The organism is Pseudomonas azotoformans (assembly GCF_900103345.1).
GTDB lineage: Bacteria > Pseudomonadota > Gammaproteobacteria > Pseudomonadales > Pseudomonadaceae > Aquipseudomonas > Aquipseudomonas azotoformans.
Genome location: NZ_LT629702.1, coordinates 3,065,028 through 3,088,831, shown reverse-complemented (window position 1 = coordinate 3,088,831; position 23,804 = coordinate 3,065,028). Strand labels below are relative to the sequence as shown.

Genomic DNA, 23,804 nt, shown 5'->3' with positions numbered 1-23,804 from the left:
TCAACCTCCAACGATCAATGGGCTGGCTTGCAACAGGGAACGCACCATCGCACTCAAGCCAGGCGGGGAAAGCAGGGTGATTTCAAATTCCGGGCCGCAGACCTTCAGGTTCAGCGGCAGGCGTGGCAGCTGGTTACCCGACTCGATGCGATGCAGGCGAAATTGCAGGTGGTGACGCTCCTTCACCGTGGGCTCCAGCATCAGCCCGGGCAAGGGATGGAAGTCGGCGTCCAGCACCGTGACCTTGTGGCTCGCATTGATCTCGCCGACCACGTGCAGACGCTCATCCAGGGCAAAGGCGCCGAGGTAATTGCTGTGGTCCGACTCGTCGTTTTTTTGCAGTTGGATCTGGTTCACCACCTTCACTTTGGTGCCGGCGGGCACATCCTGGGTGATCACGCAGGAGGGGCTGATAAACACGTTGTCGCCGATCAGTACATAGCCGAGCACGCGGGCGCCGGAACCAACCTCGACGTTATTGCCCAGGCGTGGGTGGCGCTTGCCGTCGGGGTTGTTGGCGATGCCACGGGCGCCCAGGGTCACGCCGCAGAGGATGTAGCAGTCGTTGCCGATCTCACACGTTTCGCCGATTACGGTGCCGTAGCCGTGATCCAGTACAAAGCGCCGACCAATGCGCGCCGCCGGGTGGATCTCGGCCCCGGAAAGCACCTTGCCCTGGTTGCTCAGCTTGAGGGCGATACGCGAGAAGACGCCGTTGGTGCGGTCGGGGAAATGCCACACCAGGTGCGCCAGCCGGTAATACAGCACCGCCTTGAACGACGCGTAGGACTCCAGGATCAGCTCACCGCGCCCACGGGATGCCGGGTCGCGGTAGGCGTAGGCGATCAAATCCTCGGCCACCGCCTGGGCGGCATTCTGTACCAGCGGCGCCAGATGCGGCTCCAGCTGTTTCATCTGTGCCGGCGTGAGGGTCTTGATGAGGTGAGTCAGCAACTCATCGTGCAACTGTTGCATGTCGATAAAGCCACCCATTGAGGCACCCCCGTCGTCTGATTGGTTGGAAGACCGTTTATTCGAAACTGGGCAGGTAGCTGTCGGCATTGTCGTAGACCATGGTCAGCACCACCGTTTCGGGCGGCAGTTCCGGGGCGAGTTGGGCGACGGCCACCATGTTGGCGGCCGAGGACAAGCCCAGGCTGATGGCGTCGGTGCGCATGATGCGTTTCATCATGTCGATGCAGTCCTGGCGCGAGACCTTGAGCATGCCGTCGATCACGTCCAGGTTGAGGATGCTCGGGATCAGGCCGATCGACAGGCCCTGGATATGGTGCGGCGCATGCTGGTTTTTCAGCAGGTCGCATTCTTCCGGCTCCACCCCCATGACGCGCAGGCCCGGCCAGGCGGCTTTCAGGGTTTCGCCAATGCCGGTGATATGCCCGCCGGTGCCGATGCCGCTGACAAAGTAGTCGGCGCGACGCTCGCCGAACGCACGCAGGATCTCCGGTGCGGTGGTGTCACGATGGGTCTGTGGGTTGGCGCCGTTGCGTTGCTGGTTGAGCATCACGTAGCTGGGGTTTTCCAGCTGCAATTCCATGCACTTTTCGCCGTGGGAGTTGTTGCCCAGGCGGCTGTCCGACAGCACCACCTTGGCCCCGTACAGGCGCAGCAGCTTCTGTTTTTCGGGGCTGTAGTTGTCGGGGATCACCAGCACCACCTTGTAGCCCAGCACATTGCCAGCCATCACCAGGCCGATACCGGTATTGCCGCCGCTGGGCTCGATGATGGTTTGCCCGGAGTCACGGATCAGCACGCCCCGGCGTTCGGCGTCGAGGATCATGCCCAGGGCGATGCGCGCCTTGTGGCTGCCACCCGGGTTGAGGGATTCGAGCTTGGCGTAGACCTCGATGCCGAGGTCTTCGGAGAACTGCGCCAGGCGTACGATCGGTGTTTGGCCGATCACCTCGAGAATGGAGTTGTGCAACATCATTCAGTCCTCGGCTCAATACAACGGCATGTCGGGTTCGACGTCGCGAACCCAATGCTTCATGCCGCCCTGCAGGACTTTGGTATTGGCGAAACCCGCCGCCAGCAAGGTACTGGCGGCTTGTTCGGCGCGGGTGCCGGCGTAGCAGATCAGGTAGTGGGTGTTGTCCCGGCTGAGGCGGTCGAGCTGATCGTCCAGTTCGGCCAGGGGGATATGCACCACGCCCGGTAATTTACACACCTCCAGTTCGCTGGCATCACGCACGTCCAGCAACACATCGACGCTGCGCGGGTGTTCGAGCAATTGCTTGAGTACACGGGGCTTTATGTAGCGCTCTTCGGCCAGGGACGGCTGGCTGGGCACAGCGTCTGTACAGACAGCCGGTGCCACGCTTTCGCTATGGCGCAGTTCGGAGCAGCACGGGCAGTTGGCACGGCGCTTGAAGCGGATCTCGCTGAACTTCATCGCCAGCGCATCGAAGCGCATTAAACGGCCGGACAGCGGTTCGCCAATGCCGATCAACAGCTTGATGGCCTCGGTCGCCTGGATCATCCCGACCACACCGGGCAACACGCCGATCACGCCCCCTGCACTGCAGTTGGGGGCAAGTTCGGCGGGCGGCGCGCTGGGGAACAGGCAGCGGTAGCACGGCCCACCTTTATAGTTGAGCACGCTGATCTGCCCGTCGAAGCGGTAGATGGCGCCGTATACCAAGGGCTTGCCCAGCTGCACGCAGGCGTCGTTGACCAGGTAGCGCGTGTCGAAATTGTCGGTGCCGTCGATCACCAGGTCGTAGGCGCCCACCAGTTCCAGGGCGTTATCGGCATTCAGGGCGGTGTCGTGGGCGTTGATCTGGATATGACGGTTGAGGTCTTGCAGGCGTTGCTTGGCGGACTCGACCTTGGGCATGCCGAGGGTGCTGTTGCCGTGGACGATCTGGCGTTGCAGGTTGCTGCTTTCCACCACATCAAAGTCCACCAGCCCCAGGGTGCCGACGCCGGCCGCTGCCAGGTACAGGCTGATCGGTGAGCCCAGGCCACCGGTGCCGATGATCAGCACCTTGGCTTTCTTGAGATTCAACTGGCCTTCGCGGCCCACGCCGGGCAGGGTGATGTGGCGCACGTAGCGTTGCACTTCTTCATTGCTCAGTGCGTCGACATCCATGCCGCCCGAGGTGGCGAGCAGTACTTCGATGCGGGCTTTTTCCGGCAGTGGGTCGTCGGCGCCCACCAACTCTTCCTCGGCGGTAAACAGGAAGTGTTCCTTGAGCTGGTTGTTCTTTTCGTGGAACAGGTGCGCGCGCAACTGCGGGTGGCTGCTGCAGAGGTTTTCAATGACTTCGCGCAATGTCGATCCGGCGCCCTCGAGGGTCGATTCCGGCAGCTTGGCCACGCGAACCAGAATGTCGGGGAAAGAGACAGCGTTCATGGACAACTCCGTGTGCAGGTCGTTGAAAGGTTGAAGGGCGAAATGCTTGCCATCCCAGGCAAACAGCTTGGAGCCGAGGGCCTGGCCCTGGCGAACGTCGACCACCAGGTAGCTGACGGGGTAGATCGGCTCACCAATGAACAGCGCCTTGTCCTCGTCTTCGTCGCTGAAATAGGCGCCGACATCCGGGTGAGAGTGATAGATCACCACCACCGGGTTGTCGCTGCGCAACGCCTTGCTCAGCAGCAGGGTGTCGGCCACCGAGAATGTGTAGCCGTTGGCGGCGCTGCGCGGATATATCTCGGGGTTCTTGCGGTGCAGCTCGTTCTGGATATTGCTGCCCAGGTACACGCTGCCGTCGGCGAAGACAAAACCACAGCACTCCTCGGGGTAGCTGCGGCTGGCGTGGGCGTAGATCTGTTCCAGGGCTTCGGGGCGGAGGACGTCCATGTTTCTCTCGCGTGGTGGTAGGAGGGTCAATTTTTCTTGGCCAGGAGTTTTTCAACCGGCAACTTGGTGATCGCAAAGCCGGCCAGCAGGATGGCCGAGTACAGCATCAGGTCGCGGGAAATCGACACGCCTTCGTACCAGGCGCCGATGATCACCGCGAACACCGGGAAGATGATGAACACGAACGACAGGATGATCGGGCTCAAGCGCTTGAGCAGCATGAAGTACACGATGAACCCACCCACCGAGGCCACCAGCCCCAGGTAGAACAGCGCACCCCACGACCGTAGGGTGATGGCTTCGAAGGTCGGCGCTTCAAACCACAGCCCGGCGACGAACAGCATCAGCCCGGCAATACCGATGGGCAGGGTGTTGTAGGTGATCACGCTGATGGCGCTGCCTTTCTGCTTGGTGATGACGTAGCACAAGGCATGCATGATCGCGGCGGTCAGAATTGCCAGTACCCCGAAGAACTCGGCGTGGTCCAGGTGCAGGCCCTGGCTCTTGATGATCATGTAGAGGCTGCCGAAGCCGATACCGATACCGACCACCTGGGAAAAGTAGATGCGTTCGCGCAGGAACAGCGCGGAGAAAATCAGGATGAACACCGGCATACAACTGAACAGCAGCGCGGTGAGGCCGGACGAGACATGCATCTCGCCGTAGTTGAGCAGGTAGTAGGGCACGCTGAAGTAGGACAGGGTCACGAACACGAAGAACCAGCGACTCTCGCGGGGAAACAGGATCGGTTCGCGGCGCACCATGGCAAAACACAGGAACAGCGGAAAGGCGATGAGGAAGCGCAGGCCGGCGGAGGTCAGCGGCGGCACGCTCTCCACGGCAATCTTGATACCCAGCCACGTGGTGCCCCAACTCAGGCACACGATCAGGAACATCACGCTGGTGATCAGCCCGGCCAGCCATTGTTTTTGAATTTTGGTCTTGGCGGTGTTTTCGAGAACGGCGGACATTGGCATCGTTTATTGCTTCCCTGAGCCGGAATTGAACTCTATATTGAGCTTGTAATGAGTTGTAAACTTCGGCGATTGAACCCGTAAAAGCACACTATTAGGGCGAAAGATGGCTGTCAAAACAAATATTGACATGGTGTCAATTATGCGTGAGGGGTTGTCCAACGGGCAGGGCGTGAAGTACAAGCGCCTGTCCGATGTCATGGAGCGGGGCATCCTTGAAGGTCTGATTGAGCCAGGAAGAAAACTGCCGCCCCATCGGGTGCTTTCCGACAATCTTGGCGTCACGATCGGCACCATCAGCCGCGCCTATGGCGAACTCGAACGCCTGGGCCTGGTGGTGGCGCGAGTCGGTGACGGCACTTTCGTGCGCAAGCGAGGGATGGAGCGCCAGCGCGATGAAGGCTTTCGCAACTTCAGCGAAGAACCGCGCCAATACTTCGACATGAGCCGGAATATGCACATCCCGGGGCAGGAGACGGTGTTCCTGGCCCAGAGCTTCCAAACCCTGTCGACCAACGCCAAGTTCCTCCAGGACATCAGTGCCTACACGCCAGACGCTGGTCTGCCGCGCTACCGTGAAGCCGGTGCGCAATGGCTGGTGCAGCGCGATTTTCATCCGATCCCCGAGCAGGTCATCTGCGTCAACGGCGGCCAGCACGGCTTGCTCTGCTCGATGATGGCGCTGTTGCGGGCTGGCGATACGGTGGTCACTGAACAGCTGACTTATCCCGGCCTGATCACCGCCGCGCGCATGCTGGGTATCCGGCTGATCGGTCTGGAGATGGACGAAGAAGGCGTGCTGCCGAGCGCGCTGGACGAAGTCTGTCGTAATCACCGGATTTCAGCGCTGTACTGCACGCCCACCATCCAGAACCCCACCACCGCTGTGCTCTCGGTGGCGCGTCGCGAAGCGCTGGTCAAAGTCTGTCGCGAACACAACCTGCTGATTCTTGAGGACGAAGCCCACGGTGTCCTGGTGGAAGACCGACCGCCGCCCCTCAGCCATTTCGCCCCTGAGCGTACGATTTTGATCAGCAGCCTGAGCAAGGCGGTGTCCGCCGGGCTGCGTGTGGGCTATGTGCATGCGCCGCCCGCGCTGGTCAGCCGTATTTCGGCGGCCCTGCGTTCGACCTGCTGGATGGCCACGCCCGTCACCCTCGAGCTGGCGACCCAGTGGATCGAAAACGGCACGGCGGAATACCTGCTGCGCCAGCAGATCAACGAGATCAGCCGCCGCAAGGCGCTGGTCCGCGACCTGCTGACGGGCCTGGAATACCGCACCCATCTCAACAGCCCGCACTTCTGGATAGAAGTGCCGGAGCCATGGCGGGCGTCGGAGATCGAGGCCGAACTCAAGCAGAACAATTACCTGATCGCCACCGCCGAGGCCTTTGCCGTGGGGCAGACGGCGGTGCCGCAGTTCATCCGGGCGAGTATCTGCAATACGTCGGGGGATGATCAGTTGTTGCGGGCGGGGTTTGATGCGCTGGCCACGGCGCTGGGGCAGGGGGGAGGAAGGTTTCAGCTGTAGGCAGGTTCACCGCGTTATCGTTCTTCGCAGGCAAGCCAGCTCCCACATTTTGACCGCATTCCAGAGCTGGAACTCGGTCAACTGTGGGAGCGGGCTTGCCCGCGAAGAGGCCAGTCCAGGCGCCACCCTTACTTGAACCTGCGCTCCACGCCTTTCTCCACCAGAATCTTCGCCGAAATCTCTTCCACCGAAAAATGCGTGGAATTGATGTGCGCAATATTCTCCCGGCGGAACAGATTTTCTACTTCGCGCACTTCAAACTCACACTGGGCATAGCTCGAATAGCGGCTATTAGGCTTGCGCTCATTGCGGATCGCGGTGAGGCGGTCCGGATCGATGGTCAGCCCGAACAGCTTGTGCGAATGCGCGCGCAGGGCCGCCGGCAGCGTCAGGTGCTCCATGTCGTCTTCGGTCAGCGGGTAATTGGCCGCGCGAATCCCGAACTGCATGGCCATGTACAGGCAGGTGGGCGTTTTGCCGCAGCGCGACACGCCTACCAGGATCAGGTCGGCCTTGTCGTAGTAGTGGGTGCGGGCGCCGTCATCGTTGTCGAGGGCGAAGTTCACCGCCTCGATACGCTCCATATAGTTGGAGTTGTGCCCAATGGAATGGGACTTTCCGACCGAATAGGAGGAGTGTTCACTCAACTCCTGCTCCAATGGCGCCAGGAAGGTCGAGAAAATATCGATCATGAAACCATTCGACGTTGCGAGAATCTCACGGATGTCTTGATTGACGATGGTGTCGAAAATGATCGGGCGGAACCCGTCTTTTTCAGCCGCCAGATTGATTTGTTGTACCATGGCCCGCGCTTTATCCACGCTGTCGATGTAGGGCCGCGTGAATTTGGCGAAGGTAATGTTTTCGAACTGCGCGAGCAGGCTTTGACCCAGAGTTTCGGCTGTGATGCCGGTGCCGTCGGAGATAAAGAAAGCAGATCGTTTCATTTGAGCCCTGGGCCTTAAGCTGATGGCGAATCTTGGATATGATAGGCGCGATTTTGCCGTCCCGCAGTGGGCCGCATTCTCACTTATTTTCCAGGTCCAGGCCACAAGCGCTGGTGTTTGCTCCTACTGAGCAGCCGGCGTCCTGAGCTTTTCCAACACAGAAAGTGGAGAGATCACCTTGGTAGAGTACGTAGTTTCCCTCGATAAGCTCGGCGTCCATGATGTAGAGCACGTGGGGGGCAAGAACGCATCCCTCGGCGAGATGATCAGTAATCTTGCAGGCGCTGGTGTCTCGGTGCCCGGTGGTTTCGCCACCACGGCCCAGGCTTACCGCGATTTCCTCGAACTGAGCGGCCTCAACGCTCAGATCCACGCCGCACTGGACGCCCTGGACGTCGATGACGTCAATGCCCTGGCCAAGACCGGCGCCCAGATCCGCCAATGGATCATGGAGGCCGAGTTCCCCGAGAAGCTCAACGAAGAAATCCGCACCGCCTTCGCCGCGCTGTCGGCCGGTAACCCGGACGTCGCCGTTGCCGTGCGCTCCTCGGCCACCGCCGAAGACTTGCCGGACGCTTCCTTCGCCGGCCAGCAAGAAACCTTCCTGAACATCCGCGGCGTGGAAAACGTGATCCGCGCGGCCAAGGAAGTGTTCGCCTCGCTGTTCAACGACCGCGCCATTTCCTACCGTGTGCACCAAGGTTTCGACCACAAGCTGGTGGCCCTGTCTGCCGGTGTGCAGCGCATGGTGCGTTCGGAAACCGGCACGGCCGGCGTGATGTTCACCCTCGATACCGAATCGGGCTTCCGTGACGTGGTGTTCATCACCGGCGCCTACGGCCTGGGTGAAACCGTCGTACAGGGCGCGGTCAACCCCGACGAATTCTACGTACACAAGGGCACCCTTGAAGCGGGCCGCCCGGCCATCCTGCGCCGTAACCTGGGCAGCAAGGCTATCAAGATGATCTACGGTGACGAGGCCAAGGCCGGTCGCTCGGTGAAAACCGTGGAAGTCGATAAGGCCGAACGCGCGCGTTTCTGCCTGAGCGACGCAGAGGTCAGCGAGCTGGCCAAGCAAGCGATGATCATCGAAAAGCACTACAAGTGCCCGATGGACATCGAGTGGGCCAAGGACGGTGACGACGGCAAGCTGTACATCGTGCAGGCCCGTCCGGAAACCGTGAAAAGCCGCACGTCGGCCAACGTCATGGAGCGCTACCTGCTCAAAGAAACCGGCACCGTGCTGGTAGAAGGCCGTGCCATCGGCCAGCGCATCGGCGCCGGCAAGGTGCGGATCATCAAGGATGTGTCCGAAATGGACAAAGTTCAGCCAGGTGACGTACTGGTCTCCGACATGACCGACCCGGACTGGGAACCGGTGATGAAACGCGCCAGCGCCATCGTCACCAACCGTGGCGGGCGTACCTGCCACGCGGCGATTCATCGCCCGTGAACTGGGAATCCCTGCGGTAGTCGGTTGCGGCAACGCCACCCAACTGCTCAAGGACGGCCAGGGCGTGACCGTGTCCTGCGCCGAAGGCGACACCGGCTTCATCTTCGAAGGTGAGTTGGGCTTTGACATCAAGCAGAACTCCATCGATGCCATGCCGGACCTGCCCTTCAAGATCATGATGAACGTCGGCAACCCGGACCGTGCCTTCGACTTCGCGCAATTGCCGAACGCCGGTGTGGGCCTGGCCCGCCTGGAATTCATCATCAACCGCATGATCGGCGTGCACCCCAAGGCCCTGTTGAACTATGACGGCCTGCCGCTGGACATCAAGCAAAGCGTTGACAAGCGCATCGCCGGCTACAACGACCCGGTGGGCTTCTACGTCGAGAAGCTGGTGGAAGGCATCAGCACCCTGGCGGCGGCGTTCTACCCGAAAAAGGTCATCGTGCGTCTGTCGGACTTCAAGTCCAACGAATACGCCAACCTGATCGGCGGCAAGCTCTACGAGCCGGAAGAAGAAAACCCGATGCTGGGCTTCCGTGGCGCGTCGCGTTACATCAGCGAAGCGTTCCGTGATTGCTTCGAACTCGAATGCCGCGCCCTCAAGCGCGTGCGCAACGAGATGGGCCTGACCAACGTCGAGATCATGGTGCCGTTCGTGCGCACCCTGGGCGAAGCGAGCCAGGTGGTGGACTTGCTGGCGGAAAACGGCCTGTCCCGTGGCGAAAATGGCCTGCGCGTGATCATGATGTGCGAATTGCCGTCCAACGCCATCCTGGCCGAAGAGTTCCTGGAGTTCTTCGACGGTTTCTCCATCGGTTCCAACGACCTGACCCAGCTGACCCTGGGCCTGGATCGCGATTCCGGGATCATCGCCCACCTGTTCGACGAGCGAAATCCTGCGGTCAAGAAGCTGCTGGCCAACGCTATCCAGGCCTGTAACAAGGCCGGCAAGTACATCGGCATCTGCGGCCAAGGCCCATCCGACCACCCGGACCTGGCCAAATGGCTGATGGAGCAGGGTATCGAAAGCGTCTCGTTGAACCCTGATTCCGTGCTGGAAACCTGGTTCTTCCTGGCGGAAGGCCAAGCGTCCGCCTAAGATCGTCATGTCAAAAGTGCCGGTCACCCGATGAGGGTGACCGGCATTCTTATCTGTGCAGGGCGGAACTCCTTCCGGACGCCGCCCTTTTTTGTGCAAGAGCATTATGCAAAGCAGCAGCAAACTGTTTCCCGTCGCCCTGATCAGCGCTGAACGTCGTGGCGACCTGAGTGAAGACGTGTACCGCCTCAAGCCCGGTAACAGCCCCGACGGCACCGTCGAGCTGGCGGTTACCCGTTTGGGCCTGGCCGATGTCCCGGAAAACCGGGGCGTAGCGGTTATTTTATTGCATGGCAGTTTTTCCAATCGGCGCTTCTGGTATTCGCCCAAAGGCATCGGCCTGGGGGCTTACCTGGCCCGCCAGGGCTTCGATGTGTGGATCCCGGAAATGCGTGGTCATGGTTTGTCCAAGCGCAATCATGACTACGCACGCAACCGCGTCGCTGACTATGCGCGCTACGACTTGCCGGCCATTGGTGCGTTTGTGCGCGAGCAAAGCGGGCAGGTTCCCCACTGGATCGGCCATTCCCTGGGTGGCACCAGCCTGGCCGCAGCGCTGGGTGGGCAGCACCTTGGCGCACCAGCCGTGGCTTCGGTGGCGTTGTTCGGCTGCCAGGTCAGCCGCACCCACTGGCCGTTGAAACTGCCACCGGTGGAGTGGACGGGGCGCTTGCTCTTGAAACGCTTCGGCGAAGTGTCTGGCTCGCGCCTCAAGCGTGGCCCGGAGGACGAGCCGGCGGGTGTGATGATCGAGGCCATGCGCTGGAACGGCCTGTTTGGCCGCTTTGGCGAAGGCAAGAACGACTGGTGGAAAGGCCTGACAGACGTGGATGTGCCGTTGCTGGCCGTCAGTGCTGCCGGCGATCATCAGGATCCCGATTGGGCGTGTCGCAAGCTGTTCGAGCAGGTCGGCTCCGAGCACCGTCAATACCTGTGTCTCGGCCGCCAGCAAGGGTTTACCGAGGATTTCGGGCACGTTGAAATGCTCGTCAGCAAAGCTGCACAGGCCGAAGTGTGGCCGCTGGTGGCGCAATGGCTTAACGACCCGCTCACACCCTTGTTCGGCGTGCAGCCCGAGGTGTTGGCCACGGTTTGAGCGCAGGGCTCTGCCAAGGGCGTTTCACTCGTGTGTGGTTGCGGCTAAGATATGACGCGTTAAACGCTTCTGGTCATATTCAGTCGCGCAGTGGCTATTGCGTTGCGGCGAAGTGGATGGGATGTTTCGCACCTGCTTGGGCTGGCGCTTCTTTCGAAAGACGCTTCTTTGACGGAAAGGAATTGTTCAATGAACCATTACGTGACCCCCGACCTGTGCGACGCCTACCCGGAGCTGGTGCAGGTGCTTGAGCCGATGTTCAGCAACTTCGGCGGCCGAGATTCCTTCGGTGGCGAGATCGTCACCATCAAGTGTTTCGAAGATAACTCGCTGGTCAAGGAACAGGCAGACCAGCCTGGCGCCGGCAAGGTACTGGTGGTCGACGGTGGTGGTTCCCTGCGCCGTGCGTTGCTGGGTGACATGATCGCCGAGAAGGCCGCGAAAAACGGCTGGGAAGGGCTGGTGATCTACGGCTGCATCCGTGACGTCGATGTGATCGCCCAGACCGACCTGGGTGTGCAGGCCCTGGCCAGTCATCCGATGAAGACCGACAAGCGTGGCATCGGCGACTTGAATGTGGTGGTCACGTTTGCGGGCGTGACGTTCCGTCCGGGTGAATACATCTACGCCGACAATAACGGTGTGATCGTGTCGCCCAGCCCGCTGAAAATGCCTGAATAAATTGCAATAACCGACGGGGTGAGGATGTTCGAGGAAGAAAACGCGCAATGGGGGCTGGTGCATGCCCTGGTGCTGGACGGTAAAGGCGGTGCGCGTTCGATTGCCCGGACAGAGCTCGACGACTTGCAACTGCAGCCTCAGGAAAGCCTGTGGTTGCATTGGGATCGCAGCCATCCGCAAACCCAGACCTGGCTGCGCAAATCCAGTGGCTTGAGCGAGTTCGCCTGTGACCTGTTGCTGGAGGAGAACACCCGCCCGCGCCTGTTGCCGCTGCCGGACTCGGAATTGCTGCTGTTCTTGCGAGGGGTCAACCTCAACCCCGGTGCCGAACCGGAGGACATGGTCTCGGTGCGCATCTTCGCCGCTGCCAGCCGGGTGATTTCCCTGCGGTTGCGCCCGTTACGCGCCACCGACGAGCTGCTGGTGCAATTGGCGGATGGCAAGGGGCCGAAGACGGCCTCTGAACTCATCCTTTATATGGCTCAGTACCTCACCAATAAAGTGCAGGATCTGGTCTCCGACCTGTCCGAAATCGTCGACGTAGAGGAAGAAAAACTCGATACCGACGAACGGTATACTCCGGAACATGGCAGCGTTTTGCAGATCCGTCGACGGGCGGCCGGGCTGAAGCGATTCCTGGCGCCGCAGCGGGATATTTTTGCCCAGCTCACGCGCATCAAATTGCCGTGGTTCTGTGACGACGATGCCGACTATTGGAACGAATTGAACAACAGCCTCACCCGTTACCTGGAAGAGCTTGAATTGACCCGAGAGCGCGTGGGGCTTGTGCTGGAGGCCGAAGACCGGCGTTTGAGCGTGCGTATGAACCGCACCATGTACCGCTTCGGGATCATCACCGGGATCTTCCTGCCGATGAGTTTTCTCACCGGCTTGCTGGGTATCAATGTGGGCGGGATTCCGTTCTCTGCCAGCCCCTATGGATTCATGATTGCGTGCCTGTTGATGGTCTCGGTGGCGCTTGGACAATGGTGGCTTTTTCGACGATTGCGCTGGGTTTGACCTGAATATGAGCTGAACGTAGGAAGGGGCCTATGTGACCCCAAGAATTTAACCCTCGTCTTTTAAATCACTTGCGAGAGGTCCTTATGCACGATCCGTTCGAACAGTCTTTGCGTGACATGCTCAATGCCTCGCCGTCCAACCGGGACGATGATGCCTGCCTGGGCCGCGTGCTGAAAACCGCCAACCGTCAGGTAGGCGCGGGTGATCTGTTCGGCCTGCTCGGGCGCTGGGTGCCGGCGTTGATGATGGCCCTGAACAACGGTTCAGCCCACGTTTCACCGGTTTCCCGTCGTAAACCTCTTGCTCGCACTGCTGATAAGGCTGATTGAATATGGAACTTGATCTCTGGACCCAGAGCCTGGTCACCGCGATGACCGCATTGTGGACCAAGGTGGCGAATTTCATTCCCAACCTGTTTGGTGCCCTGGTGCTGGTGTTGCTGGGCTTTGTAGTGGCCAAGCTGCTCGACACCCTGCTGTCCAAACTGCTCGCTAAACTGGGCCTCGACCGTCTGATGGCGGGCACCGGCCTGACCAAGCTGTTGGGGCGTGCCGGGCTGCAGGTACCGATCTCGACATTGATCGGCAAGATCGTTTATTGGTTTGTTTTGCTGATTTTCCTGGTTTCTGCGGCTCAATCCCTTGGACTTGAGCGAGTTTCAGCTACGCTCGACATGCTGGCGCTGTATTTGCCGAAGGTTTTCGGCGGCGCGCTGGTGCTGCTGGTAGGCGTTTTGCTGGCGCAACTGGCCAATGGGCTGGTGCGCGGCGCCGCCGAAGGCGTGGGGTTGGACTATGCTGCCGGCCTGGGGCGAATTGCCCAGGGCCTGGTGATCATCATCAGTATTTCGGTCGCGATCAGCCAGTTGGAGGTCAAGACTGACCTGCTGAACCATGTGATTGTGATCGTTTTGATTACCGTTGGTCTGGCCGTTGCGCTGGCCATGGGGTTGGGAAGCCGGGAAATTGCCGGCCAGATTCTTGCGGGAATCTATGTGCGTGAGTTGTACCAGGTGGGCCAACAGGTGCGTGTGGGCGAGGTCGAAGGGCAAATCGAGGAGATCGGTACCGTCAAGACGACGGTGCTGACCGATGACGGCGACCTGGTGTCGTTGTCCAATCGGATTCTCCTGGAGCAGCAGGTGAGTAGCCGCTAATCCGGCAAACCCTGCTAATGTACGCCGCCGCAAACCCGGCTGATCGGGCTGCGGCGGACATTGACCTGACTGTCGGCACGACTTGTTTTGAATAAAGCCCAAACGCTGTCCACGCGCTATGACCCCCGTGAGCTCTCCGATGAGGAGCTGGTCGCGCGCTCGCACACGGAGCTGTTTCACGTAACTCGCGCGTACGAAGAATTGATGCGCAGATATCAACGCACTCTGTTCAACGTTTGTTCAAGGTATTTAGGGAACGATAGAGATGCGGATGATGTCTGTCAGGAAGTGATGCTCAAGGTGCTGTATGGCCTGAAGAACTTCGAGGGCAAATCGAAGTTCAAGACATGGCTCTACAGCATCACGTACAACGAGTGCATCACGCAGTATCGGAAGGAACGGCGAAAGCGTCGCTTGATGGACGCGTTGAGTCTGGACCCCCTTGAGGAGGCGTCTGAGGAAAAGGCGCCCGCACCCGAGGAGAAGGGCGGACTTGATCGCTGGTTGGTGTATGTGAACCCGATTGACCGGGAAATTCTGGTGCTACGATTTGTCGCAGAGCTGGAGTTCCAGGAAATCGCTGACATCATGCACATGGGTTTGAGTGCTACAAAAATGCGTTACAAACGTGCTCTTGATAAATTACGTGAGAAATTTGCGGGCGAGACTGAAACTTAGTGCGTGGCAAATATCTCTTACGTGTAGGCAAGTTCTGTTAGACTTGTCGCCGAGTTGTCCCCCGGTTTGTGGGACTGCTTTACAATCACCAGATGGGGATTTAACGGATGAAACTGAAAAACACCTTGGGCTTGGCCATTGGTACTCTTATTGCTGCCACTTCTTTCGGCGCACTGGCACAAGGCCAAGGCGCAGTTGAAGGCCAGCTGTTCTACAAGAAGCAGTTCAACGATAGCGTCAAGCACATCGAAGACGGCTACAACCCTGGCGCTAGCATCGGTTACTTCATTACCGACGACGTGTCGGTGAACCTGAACTACGACACCACCAACCACACCCGTTCGAACGACGGTACTGGCAACCAGAAGATCAAAGGTGACACTGGCAGCCTGACTGCTCAGTACCACTTCGGTCAGGCCGGTGTTGACTCCCTGCGTCCATACGTAGAAGGTGGTTTCGGTCACCAGAGCCGTACCAACGTACAGGCTGACGGCCACAGCGGTCGCGACCAGTCGACCCTGGCTATCGCTGGCGCTGGTGTGAAGTACTACTTCACCAACAACCTGTTCGCCCGTGCTGGCGTTGAGTCTGACTACAACCTGGACAACGGCAAGTGGGATTACTCCGCACTGGTCGGCCTGGGTGTGAACTTCGGCGGCAACGCTGGCGCAGTTGCTCCAGCTCCTACCCCAGCACCAGCTCCAGAGCCAACTCCAGAGCCAGAAGCTCCAGTTGCTCAGGTTGTTCGTGTTGAGCTGGACGTCAAGTTCGACTTCGACAAGTCGGTTGTTAAGCCTAACAGCTACGGCGACGTGAAAAACCTGGCCGACTTCATGGCTCAGTACCCAGCTACCAACGTAGAAGTTGCTGGTCACACTGACTCCGTAGGTCCAGACGCTTACAACCAGAAGCTGTCCCAGCGTCGTGCTGACGCTGTTAAGCAAGTCCTGGTTAAAGACGGCGTTGCTCCTAGCCGTATCACCGCAGTAGGTTACGGCGAGTCCCGCCCAGTTGCTGACAACGCAACTGAAGCTGGTCGTGCTGTTAACCGTCGCGTAGAAGCGTCGGTTGAAGCTCAAGCTCAGTAATTACTGAGTGGTAGAAAAAAGCCCGGCTTAGGCCGGGCTTTTTTTCGTCTGGAATTTGCTTCAGGCGCTGGCGGCTTGTGTGAGGCAAGCGACTTGCCCAGGGGCTGCGACATGGCCAATTACCAGGATGGCCGGGCTTTTCAAGGCAAATGCCTGCGCATCTGCATACATGCGTGACAACTCACTGCGGCATTCCCGTTGCTGGGGCAGCGATGCGTTTTCAATCATCGCCACCGGCATATCCGTCGCCATCCCGCCGTCCAGCAATTGCTGGCGAATCTCCTCCAGCTTCGCCACCCCCATGTACACCACCAACGTCGTCCCGCCCTCGGCCAGTGCTCGCCAATTCAAACGGCTGTTGTCCTGGGTATGCGCCGTAACCAGGGTCACGCCACGACTCACCCCGCGCAGTGTCAGCGGAACCGCGCAATTTGTCGCACCCGCCAGCCCCGCAGTGATTCCGTTGACCAACTCCACCTCGACGCCCCGTTCACGCAGCCACATCGCTTCTTCACCGCCGCGCCCGAAAATGCACGGGTCACCGCCCTTGAGCCGCACCACGCATTTGCCCTGGCGCGCATAGCGCAGCATCAGGCGATGGATAAAGTCCTGCGGGGTCGAGCGACAGCCACCGCGTTTGCCCACGGTGATCACTCGCGCTCCGGCGCAGTGTTCCAGTACCGCCGGGTTGACCAGGTCATCGATCAGCACCACATCGGCCTCACGCAAGGCGCGTACCGCCTTGAGGGTCAACAGCTCCGGGTCACCGGGGCCTGCGCCCACCAGCCAGACTTTTGCGTTCATGAATTATTCCTCGTCCAGGGATGACGTCAGCGGTTAAAGAGTGCGTACAACAGCACCAGGTTGATCAACAACGAAAGCAGCGCCAGAGTGCGCCAGACCTTCAAGGGTTCACGCTCCAGCAAGGGCTTGGGGCGGATGCTCAGTTCCTGTCGGTCCGCCTGTTCCAGCACTCGCAACCATTCTTCGGCAGTTTCGTAACGATGCGCCGGTTGGGCCGCCACTGCCCGTTCCAGGCTCAGGGGCAGCCAATCCGGCAAGTCGGGGCGGTAGCGACTGGCGCTGACAGGCTGGTTGAACCGGGGCCGTTGGAAGGCTTCGATTTCACCGTAGGGGTAGTGCCCGGTCAGCAGGTAATAGAGGCTGACACCGACACTGTATAAATCCTGCTGGGCCGTAGGCCGGTCGCCATTGAACGCCTCGGGCGCGATAAAGCTTGGCGTGCCCGGCAGCGCATGAGCGCACTCTTCCGACAGGCCTGGGCAGTACGCCAGGCCGAAATCCAGTAAACGCAGTTCGCCGTCATCCCCCAGCAACAGGTTTTCCGGCTTGATATCGCGGTGCAGGATCTGCCGGCGGTGCAACATGCCCACCGCCCGCAGCAAGCGCTCGGCGATCGACTGCCATTGCGCCAGGGGCAGTGGGCCGTGCTGCTGGAACAGTTCGGCCAGGGTCTGGCCGGGGTATTCCCGCATTACGTAGTACAAATGCTGACGCCCGCCGCAGGCATGGACTTCAGGAAATGCCCGCCCCGCAACTCGCCGTAGAAACCATTCCTCCGACAGCAAGGCCTGGCCGGCGTCGTTGTCATCCTCGCGACTCGGCGGCAGCGTTTTCAGCAGCCAGGGTTGTTGCTGGGCATCCCGCACCCGGTACAGCAATGACTGTCGGCTTTGCGCCAATACGCTTTGCACCTGCCAGCCTTCAAAGTGTTGTCCGGCTTTCAGTGGTGGTGGCAGCGGCCATTGCTGCAACTGCACCAGGGCATCGCCGAGGGTGGCTGCGCCAAGGGCGTCGATACGGACGAGCAGGGCACTGGCATTGTCCTGGCTGCCCGCCAGGTGTGCGGCGTTCACCAGGGTGTTGACCGCCAGCTCCAGGTCGGTTTGCTCGCGCAGAATCGAACGGATGCTGTGATCACCCAGGGTTGCCCACACACCGTCACTGAGCAGCAGGAAACATTCGCCTTCGCGCAACTGACCGTCGAGAAAATCCACCACCAGATGCTGATCCAAGCCGAGGGCACGCTTGAGCACATGCTGCATGCCCGGCTGCTCCCATACGTGATCCTCACTGAGGCGCTGCAATTCATCATTCAGCCAGCGATACGCCCGGCAATCGCCGACATGCGCGAGGGTAAAGCGCTGGCCGCGAAACACCAGAGCGCTGAGGGTGGTCAGCAACGGCTGCCCACCGCCATTGGCCTGCAGCCAGCGATTCTGTGCCAGCAGCAAACGCTCCAGGGCCTGGGCCACGCTCCAGGTCTGCGGCGTGGCGTAGTAATCCAGGGCCAACGCCTGCAAGGTCGAGCGTGCGGCCAGGCCGCCGTCGGCGCACTGGCTCACTCCATCGGCGATGGCGCACAAGTAGCCTTTGCTCGCCGCCAGTTCGGCCACGGGTGTCACCACCCGCAGTGCGTCCTGGTTTTCCGGCCGTGGGCCGATGGCACTGGCCTGGGCGACGCTCAGTTGCAGGCTCATCAGACCCGTGCAGCCGTCACTGCGGCCGAGCCCCAGGTGGTTCTCCAGCGACGTTTCACGCCATACAGGCCGAACCAGGCCAATACGCCCAGGCTCGCGAATAGCCACAGCGCCATCTGATAGCTGCCGGTGCTTTGCTTGATCGCACCCATGCCTGCCGCCAGCGCAAAGCCGCCAATGCCGCCGGCCATGCCGATCAGGCCGGTCATCACGCCGATCTCACGGCGAAAACGCTGCGGCACCAGTTGGAACACTGCGCCGTTACCGGCGCCCAGGCCAAGCATGGTGCAGACGAACAGGGCCAGCGCTGCGTAGGAACTCGGCAGGTTGAACCCAACCGCCGCAATGCAGATTGCCGCCACACTGTACATGCCCAGCAGGGTACGGATTCCGCCGAAGCGGTCCGCCAGCGCGCCGCCTAGAGGGCGCATCAGGCTGCCACCGAACACGCAGGCGGCGGTGTAGTAGCCGGCGGTCACCGGGCTCAGGCCGTACTGGTCGTTGAAGTAACCGGGCAGGGCGCTCGCCAGGCCGATAAAGCCGCCGAAGGTCACACTGTAGAAAAACATGAACCACCAACTGTCACGGTCACCCAGGGCCTTGAAGTAGTCGGCCATGGATTTGGCTTTTGGCCGTTCAGGTGCATTGCGCGCCAGCCAGGCAAACACGATCAGGGTCAGCACCAGCGGAATCAGAGCGAAGCCGAACACGTTGCTCCAGCCAAAGGCGGCCGCCAACACAGGCGCCAGCAGCGCGGCGAACACCGTGCCGGAGTTGCCCGCACCCGCGATCCCCATGGCTTTGCCCTGGTGTTCCGCCGGATACCACTGGGAGGCCAGCGGCAACGCAACAGCAAAGGATGCACCGGCCATACCCAGGAACAGCCCCAGCAGCAGCGCTTGTTCGTAACTGTGGATGCCCAGCTTCCAGGCGCCGAACAGGGCACAGATCACAATCACCTGGCCAATCAGCCCGGCGGTCTTGGGTGACAGCTTGTCCGCCAGCATGCCCATCAGGAAGCGCAGCACCGCACCCGCCAGGATCGGTGTAGCCACCACCAGGCCGCGTTGTTGGGTGGTCAGGTGCAGGTCGGCGGCAATCTGCACCGCCAGTGGACCCAGCAGGTACCAGACCATGAAGCTCAGGTCGAAATACAGGAACGCGGCAAACAGGGTCGGGGTGTGCCCGGATTTCCAGAAGCTTGATTTCATCACGCACCTCAACGGTTGGGAGTCTTGTAAGAAGGCCAAAACGAAAAAACGCCGCCACCGGGTTCGCGAGGGCAAACCGGGTGTGCGACGTCTTTGTCGGGGAGGGGCAACCGCCGTTGGCTACCTGTCCAGAATACTTAGCAAGAGCTGAGCCAATAAGGTGGAAGGCGAGACGCGGAGCGCCTCAGGCTGCATTTCCACGCGGGAGCGTGGGAACGATCATCAGCCGAGCAGCTCGCTCATGGCGATAATCTGCTCCGCCACCTGGATCAGCTTTTGCTGACGGCTCATGGCCTGGCGGCGCATCAGGGTGTAGGCCTCTTCTTCGTTGCAGGCCTTCATTTTCATCAGCATGCCCTTGGCCAGCTCGATGCGCTTGCGCTCGGCCAACTGCTGGTCACGTGCCTGGAGCTGGGCGCGCAAGGCCTGGTCACTTTCGAAGCGCGCCATGGCCACATCGAGGATCGGCTGCAGGCGCTGGGCCTGGATGCCTTCAACGATGTAGGCGCTGACGCCGGACTTGATTGCCTGGCGCATTACGTTCGGGTCGTGTTCGTCGGTAAACATCACGATGGGCCGGGGTTGATCGCGACTGACCAATACCACCTGCTCCATCACATCACGGCCCGGTGACTCGGTATCGATCAGGATCACGTCCGGGCGCACCGTTTCGACGCGTGCGGGCAGGTCGATGGTCAGGCCTGACTCATCGATTACCTCAAAACCGGCCTCGATCAGCGCCGTCCTGAGGCGGCCGACCTTGCGCGGGGTGTCATTGATCAACAGGATTCGCAGCATGGGTGTTCTCCTGTCAGCGCAAGGCCTGGCGGTTGGAATCATCGGCCAGGGCATGCAGGCGGAAGCTGCGGGCGTATTCGGCTGGGTTGGAACCGTCCCAGGTTTTGCCGTCGATCAGTTGGCTGCTGCGCATGTCCTGGGCTTTCACCGGGATCCCCAGCGCACCTGCCGCCTGGCGATACAGCGCCAGTTGCTGCACCTGGAGGGCTACGCCGAGGTAGTCGGGGTCCTCGCGCAACAGTCCCCAACGCCGGAACTGGGTCATGAACCACATGCCGTCGGAGAGGTAGGGCAAGTTCACCTCACCACCGGCGAAAAAGCGCAGGGCGTGGGGGTCCTGCCACTGATTGCCCAGGCCGTCGTCATAGGCCCCCAGCAGGCGCGGTTCGATGCAGTCGAGCGGGGCGTCGAGGTACTCGCGGCCACTGAGCAATTGCGCGGTGGAGCGGCGGTTTTCGGTACTTTCTTCGATAAACCGGCTGGCCTCCAGGATCGCCATCACCAACACGCGCGCAGTGTTGGGGTATTGGTCGACGAACGCTTGGGTGCAACAGAGGACTTTTTCCGGGTGATCCGGCCAGATCGCCTGGCTCGTTGCCAAGGTAAACCCTTGGTTTTGCTTGACCGCGCTGGCGCACCAGGGCTCACCGACGCAGAACCCGTCGATGCGTCCGGCTTGCAGGTGCGCAACCATTTGCGGCGGCGGGACTACCACGCTGTCCACATCCTGCAAAGGGTGAATGCCTTGGCTCGCCAGCCAGTAATACAGCCACATGGCGTGAGTACCTGTGGGAAAGGTCTGGGCGAAGGTCAGTTTTGTTCGGCTTTGGTGCACGTGGCGGTCCAGTGCCTCAGGAGTGACCACCCCTTGTTGCTGCAAACCGTGGGACAGGTTGATGCTCTGGCCGTTCTGGTTGAGCCCCATCAGCACGGCCATGTCGGTGGGTGCGACGCCGCCGATGCCCAGGTGCACGGCATAGATCAGCCCGTACAGGCTGTGGGCGGCGTCCAATTCGCCGCTGGCCAGTTTGTCGCGCAGGTTGGCCCAGGACGATTGGCGCTTGAGGTTCAGGGTCAGGCCGTAGGGTTGAGCGAAGCCCTGGGTGGCTGCTACGACCACCGAGGCGCAATCGCTCAAAGCCATGAAACCCAGGTCAAGGCTGCTCTTTTCCGGGGCATCACTGCCGTTGACCCAGGCCAGAGGGTCGTTCATCGGGCTCTTGCCAACCGAATCGTTCATCAACACCTGCCTTTTCTTTAAAAAAAAAGCGTCGTTCCCTCAGATGGCGATGTAAGCCAATGCGGGTAACGACGCCTTTGTCCGTAAGCGCGCTCCGCCGTTGGTGCGTGCTCTCATGCAGAGTTCATAGCAAGGCACATGCCACGGGCGGTGAGGCGCGGGTGGCCGTCAACTTTCCATCAAGATTGAAACCGGGCGGGCTTTCAGTATGGCCGCTCTCTCACTGCCAGACTGCCCAGGAACCCTCACGGTGCATGCCGACCCCCTTGTGACGATGCCCCGCCTCCGGTTTCACCGTTGGCTGTTGTTTGCCGGGCTGTGGCTGCTAAGTGCGGTGGCCTGGGGCGAGCTTTACCAGGTTCGGAATGAAAGCCTGTATACCGTGTTCACTGCATTGTCGGAGCCGCTGGGGGTACCCATAGTTGTCAGTCAGGCGGTGGCGCGCAAACGTCTCAGTACTGCGCTGGATTTCGATGCGCCGCAACAGACGCTGGAAGCGCTTGCGCTCGAACAGGGGTTGATCTGGTACGGCGACGGGCAAGTGCTGCATATCTACGATGCCGACGAGGCAAAGAGCTCTGCGGTGACCTTGCGGCATATTACGGTCGACAAGTTGCGTGGCCTCATGCGCCGCTCGGGCCTTGATGAGTCACGCTACCCGCTGCGTGAAAGTGGGGCGCGCACATTCTATGTGTCCGGCCCACCGAATTACGTCGACCAGGTCATGCGCCTGGCCCAATTGATGGATCGGCAAAGAGCCGACTTGCGTGTGGGCGCGCAGGCCTTTGCTGTGGTTCAAGTGCTTAACACCGATGTGGCGGACCGTCAGTACGGCACACGTGACAACCCGGTAACGGTGCCGGGGATGGCGTCGATGATCGAGACCCTGCTGGCCAGCGAGCACAAGGGGTTGCTGTCCGACAAGAGCCTCGGTGTGATCGCCTACCCGGACAGCAACAGTCTGCTGATCAAGGGCAAGCCGGCCCAGGTGAGTTTCATCCAGAAGCTGGTGGCGGAACTCGACGCACCCAAGCGACCGATCGAAGTCTCGCTGTGGCTGGTGGATGTGGAGCGCACTGAACTGGAGAAGCTGGGCCTGGGCAGGGATGAAGACGCCAAGACGTCGACCACGCGAATCCTTGCGCCTCTGGATGACAACCGCGTGATGGCCAGGATCGGTGCATTGGAGCGTCGTCGACGCGCGACGGTGGTGACACTGCCCGTGATTCTCACTCAGGAGAACGTCCCGGCGGTGTTCCAGGATAGCCATACCTTTTATCTACCGTCCCCCGGAAACGACCGAACTGACTGGAAACCTGTGCGCTATGGCACTCAGGTCAGTGTACTGCCGCGTTTTTCCGAAGCTAACCAGATCGAAATGCGCCTCGAGATTGAGGAGGGGCGCCAGATGAGTGAGCAGGGGCGGCGTGAAAAAAACACAGCGGTGGGGCAGGTGGGGGTCAACAGTGTGGTGCGTGTGCCCCAGGGCAGGCGTCTGTGGCTGGGTGCGTTTCAACGAGAGGCACAAGGGCGGGCGGCTGCTCGCCCGGATCAAGTGCGTCTGTTTGTGATTCAGGCCCGGGCCGTGGGCAGCGAGGCGCTGGGGCCGGGCGGGGGCGCAGGGCCGCCGCCTTTGACAGCAGCGCAATACGAGCGCGTTCAACGTGCGTTTGTACGGCCTGAGCGCCATGTCTCACCGTGAACAAGGTGTTAGCCGATGCATCTGGAAATTCTTCTTCAGGAACAATTGATCAGCCGCCGGCGCCTGGCAGCGTTTGCGCCCGGAAAGGTGTTGCCGTTGATGCCGGAGATAATCCATTGCGTGGAGGTTCGGGTTAACGGGCAACTACTGGCCTTGGGTGAGTTGGTGCAGTTGGAGGACCGGTTGGGGGTTGAACTGCACGAGGTTTATCAACCGTGGCTGCCTGGTGGCGGTGGATAGCGAAACGTCTTACAGCGCGGTTTCAAAAAGCGCGGGATATATGGGCTTATTCCTAACGTGAGCCCTTAGGCAGGTTTTTATAGTCGTGACAGGGGCACTTGAACCCGTAATGCAAATGAGGACTTCAATGTCAGTAGTCGGATGCCGAGGTAATCATGGCTGTCATGGATGATGGAGGGACGACGACTTCCCTGGTGTTTGCGCGTTGGACCCTGCACGACGATGGTCGCCTGACCGGTGAGGACGCGGATGTTCAGTTGCCGCCCAAGGAAGGGCTGGTGCTGCGATTGTTGCTGATGTCCGGTGGTGTTTTGATGACCAAGGATCGCTTGCTGGAGCTGGCTTGGCCGCAAGGGGAAGTCGCTGAAGAGTCGCTGACACGCTGCATTTATTCACTGCGCAAGTACCTTGGCACCGACAAGGGCTTTATCAAGACGATTTATGGTCGAGGATACCGGTTCATCTGCCCGGTGAAGGTCGAGGGTCATGCGTCAGGCCGTATGGCGCATGTGTGCTCCGCATGCGGGCAGACCCGCCATGGAGTGGTAACCCGTGGCTAG

General features: G+C 60.5%; 21 protein-coding genes and 1 pseudogene. 12 read left to right on the top strand and 10 right to left on the bottom strand.

All coding sequences use genetic code 11. The features are described 5' to 3' along the window. Genes BLR69_RS13695 through BLR69_RS13680 form a run of 4 tightly spaced genes read right to left on the bottom strand, consistent with a single transcriptional unit; the run spans position 1 to position 4,743 of the window. On the bottom strand, positions 1-993 hold the full coding sequence (locus BLR69_RS13695; RefSeq protein ID WP_071493882.1) for a serine O-acetyltransferase: 993 nt from the start codon (positions 991-993) through the stop codon (positions 1-3). Positions 994-1,030: 37 nt separating this feature from the next. Next, the gene (locus tag BLR69_RS13690) at positions 1,031-1,945 is read right to left on the bottom strand and encodes a PLP-dependent cysteine synthase family protein (RefSeq protein WP_071491545.1); all 915 of its coding nucleotides are present in this window, start codon (positions 1,943-1,945) and stop codon (positions 1,031-1,033) included. A 15-nt stretch (positions 1,946-1,960) separates the two neighbouring features. Beyond that, positions 1,961-3,823 carry a molybdopterin-synthase adenylyltransferase MoeB gene (moeB, locus tag BLR69_RS13685; protein WP_071493881.1) on the bottom strand — a complete coding sequence of 621 codons (1,863 nt, stop codon included), beginning with the start codon at positions 3,821-3,823 and terminating at the stop codon, positions 1,961-1,963. Positions 3,824-3,849: 26 nt separating this feature from the next. Then, positions 3,850-4,743: a DMT family transporter gene (locus BLR69_RS13680; protein ID WP_166794313.1), complete on the bottom strand. Its 894-nt coding sequence runs from the start codon at positions 4,741-4,743 to the stop codon at positions 3,850-3,852. Positions 4,744-4,903: 160 nt separating this feature from the next. Here BLR69_RS13680 and BLR69_RS13675 point away from each other — a divergent pair, with 160 nt between their 5' ends. After that, positions 4,904-6,328 (top strand): aminotransferase-like domain-containing protein, encoded by a 1,425-nt coding sequence (locus tag BLR69_RS13675; protein WP_071491410.1) that lies wholly within the window; start codon positions 4,904-4,906, stop codon positions 6,326-6,328. Positions 6,329-6,456: 128 nt separating this feature from the next. Here BLR69_RS13675 and ppsR read toward each other — a convergent pair whose 3' ends face one another. After that, entirely contained in the window at positions 6,457-7,275 is an 819-nt protein-coding gene (gene ppsR, locus BLR69_RS13670) for a posphoenolpyruvate synthetase regulatory kinase/phosphorylase PpsR (protein WP_003193298.1), read from the bottom strand. Positions 7,276-7,453: 178 nt separating this feature from the next. On the opposite strand from ppsR, the pseudogene ppsA reads away from it, so the two are divergent. The 8 genes and pseudogenes from ppsA to BLR69_RS13630 all read left to right on the top strand — a co-directional run bounded on the left by ppsA (position 7,454) and on the right by BLR69_RS13630 (position 15,552). Continuing rightward, a pseudogene (ppsA, locus tag BLR69_RS13665) lies at positions 7,454-9,830 on the top strand (phosphoenolpyruvate synthase). Between the two features lie 106 nt (positions 9,831-9,936). Continuing rightward, complete coding sequence (locus tag BLR69_RS13660; protein ID WP_071493879.1) at positions 9,937-10,926, top strand: alpha/beta fold hydrolase; 990 nt, start codon at positions 9,937-9,939, stop codon at positions 10,924-10,926. Between the two features lie 189 nt (positions 10,927-11,115). After that, positions 11,116-11,607 (top strand): ribonuclease E activity regulator RraA, encoded by a 492-nt coding sequence (gene rraA, locus BLR69_RS13655; protein ID WP_058427377.1) that lies wholly within the window; start codon positions 11,116-11,118, stop codon positions 11,605-11,607. Between the two features lie 24 nt (positions 11,608-11,631). Continuing rightward, positions 11,632-12,627: a zinc transporter ZntB gene (locus BLR69_RS13650; protein ID WP_058427376.1), complete on the top strand. Its 996-nt coding sequence runs from the start codon at positions 11,632-11,634 to the stop codon at positions 12,625-12,627. A gap of 86 nt (positions 12,628-12,713) precedes the next feature. After that, the gene (locus BLR69_RS13645) at positions 12,714-12,959 is read left to right on the top strand and encodes a hypothetical protein (protein ID WP_025854229.1); all 246 of its coding nucleotides are present in this window, start codon (positions 12,714-12,716) and stop codon (positions 12,957-12,959) included. 2 nt (positions 12,960-12,961) lie between these two features. Then, positions 12,962-13,786 (top strand): mechanosensitive ion channel family protein, encoded by an 825-nt coding sequence (locus tag BLR69_RS13640; protein WP_003175519.1) that lies wholly within the window; start codon positions 12,962-12,964, stop codon positions 13,784-13,786. Between the two features lie 87 nt (positions 13,787-13,873). Continuing rightward, positions 13,874-14,464 (top strand): RNA polymerase sigma factor SigX, encoded by a 591-nt coding sequence (gene sigX / locus BLR69_RS13635; protein WP_010208495.1) that lies wholly within the window; start codon positions 13,874-13,876, stop codon positions 14,462-14,464. A gap of 107 nt (positions 14,465-14,571) precedes the next feature. Next, positions 14,572-15,552, top strand: a complete 981-nt coding sequence (locus tag BLR69_RS13630) for an OmpA family protein (protein WP_071493878.1) — start codon at positions 14,572-14,574, stop codon at positions 15,550-15,552. Between the two features lie 60 nt (positions 15,553-15,612). On the opposite strand, the gene cobA is transcribed toward BLR69_RS13630, so the two are convergent. The 5 genes from cobA to BLR69_RS13605 all read right to left on the bottom strand — a co-directional run bounded on the left by cobA (position 15,613) and on the right by BLR69_RS13605 (position 21,302). Then, positions 15,613-16,356, bottom strand: a complete 744-nt coding sequence (cobA, locus tag BLR69_RS13625) for a uroporphyrinogen-III C-methyltransferase (RefSeq protein WP_071493877.1) — start codon at positions 16,354-16,356, stop codon at positions 15,613-15,615. A gap of 26 nt (positions 16,357-16,382) precedes the next feature. Next, complete coding sequence (locus tag BLR69_RS13620) at positions 16,383-18,053, bottom strand: bifunctional protein-serine/threonine kinase/phosphatase (RefSeq protein WP_071493876.1); 1,671 nt, start codon at positions 18,051-18,053, stop codon at positions 16,383-16,385. Continuing rightward, positions 18,053-19,264 carry a nitrate/nitrite transporter gene (locus BLR69_RS13615; protein WP_071493875.1) on the bottom strand — a complete coding sequence of 404 codons (1,212 nt, stop codon included), beginning with the start codon at positions 19,262-19,264 and terminating at the stop codon, positions 18,053-18,055. Before BLR69_RS13615 ends, BLR69_RS13620 begins: the two co-directional genes overlap by 1 nt. A 222-nt stretch (positions 19,265-19,486) precedes the next feature. Further along, a complete protein-coding gene (locus BLR69_RS13610; RefSeq protein WP_032887604.1) occupies positions 19,487-20,062 on the bottom strand; it encodes an ANTAR domain-containing response regulator in 576 nt (191 codons plus the stop codon). A 13-nt stretch (positions 20,063-20,075) separates the two neighbouring features. Further along, a complete protein-coding gene (locus BLR69_RS13605; RefSeq protein ID WP_071493874.1) occupies positions 20,076-21,302 on the bottom strand; it encodes a CmpA/NrtA family ABC transporter substrate-binding protein in 1,227 nt (408 codons plus the stop codon). 274 nt (positions 21,303-21,576) lie between these two features. Between BLR69_RS13605 and sctC the strand changes: the two genes are divergently transcribed. From sctC to BLR69_RS13590, 3 genes are all read left to right on the top strand, one after another. Continuing rightward, positions 21,577-23,004 carry a type III secretion system outer membrane ring subunit SctC gene (gene sctC / locus BLR69_RS13600; protein WP_071493873.1) on the top strand — a complete coding sequence of 476 codons (1,428 nt, stop codon included), beginning with the start codon at positions 21,577-21,579 and terminating at the stop codon, positions 23,002-23,004. A gap of 15 nt (positions 23,005-23,019) precedes the next feature. Next, entirely contained in the window at positions 23,020-23,244 is a 225-nt protein-coding gene (locus tag BLR69_RS13595) for a FliM/FliN family flagellar motor switch protein (RefSeq protein ID WP_071493872.1), read from the top strand. Positions 23,245-23,399: 155 nt separating this feature from the next. Further along, positions 23,400-23,804, top strand: coding sequence for a winged helix-turn-helix domain-containing protein (locus tag BLR69_RS13590; protein ID WP_071493871.1), 405 nt, complete (start codon positions 23,400-23,402; stop codon positions 23,802-23,804).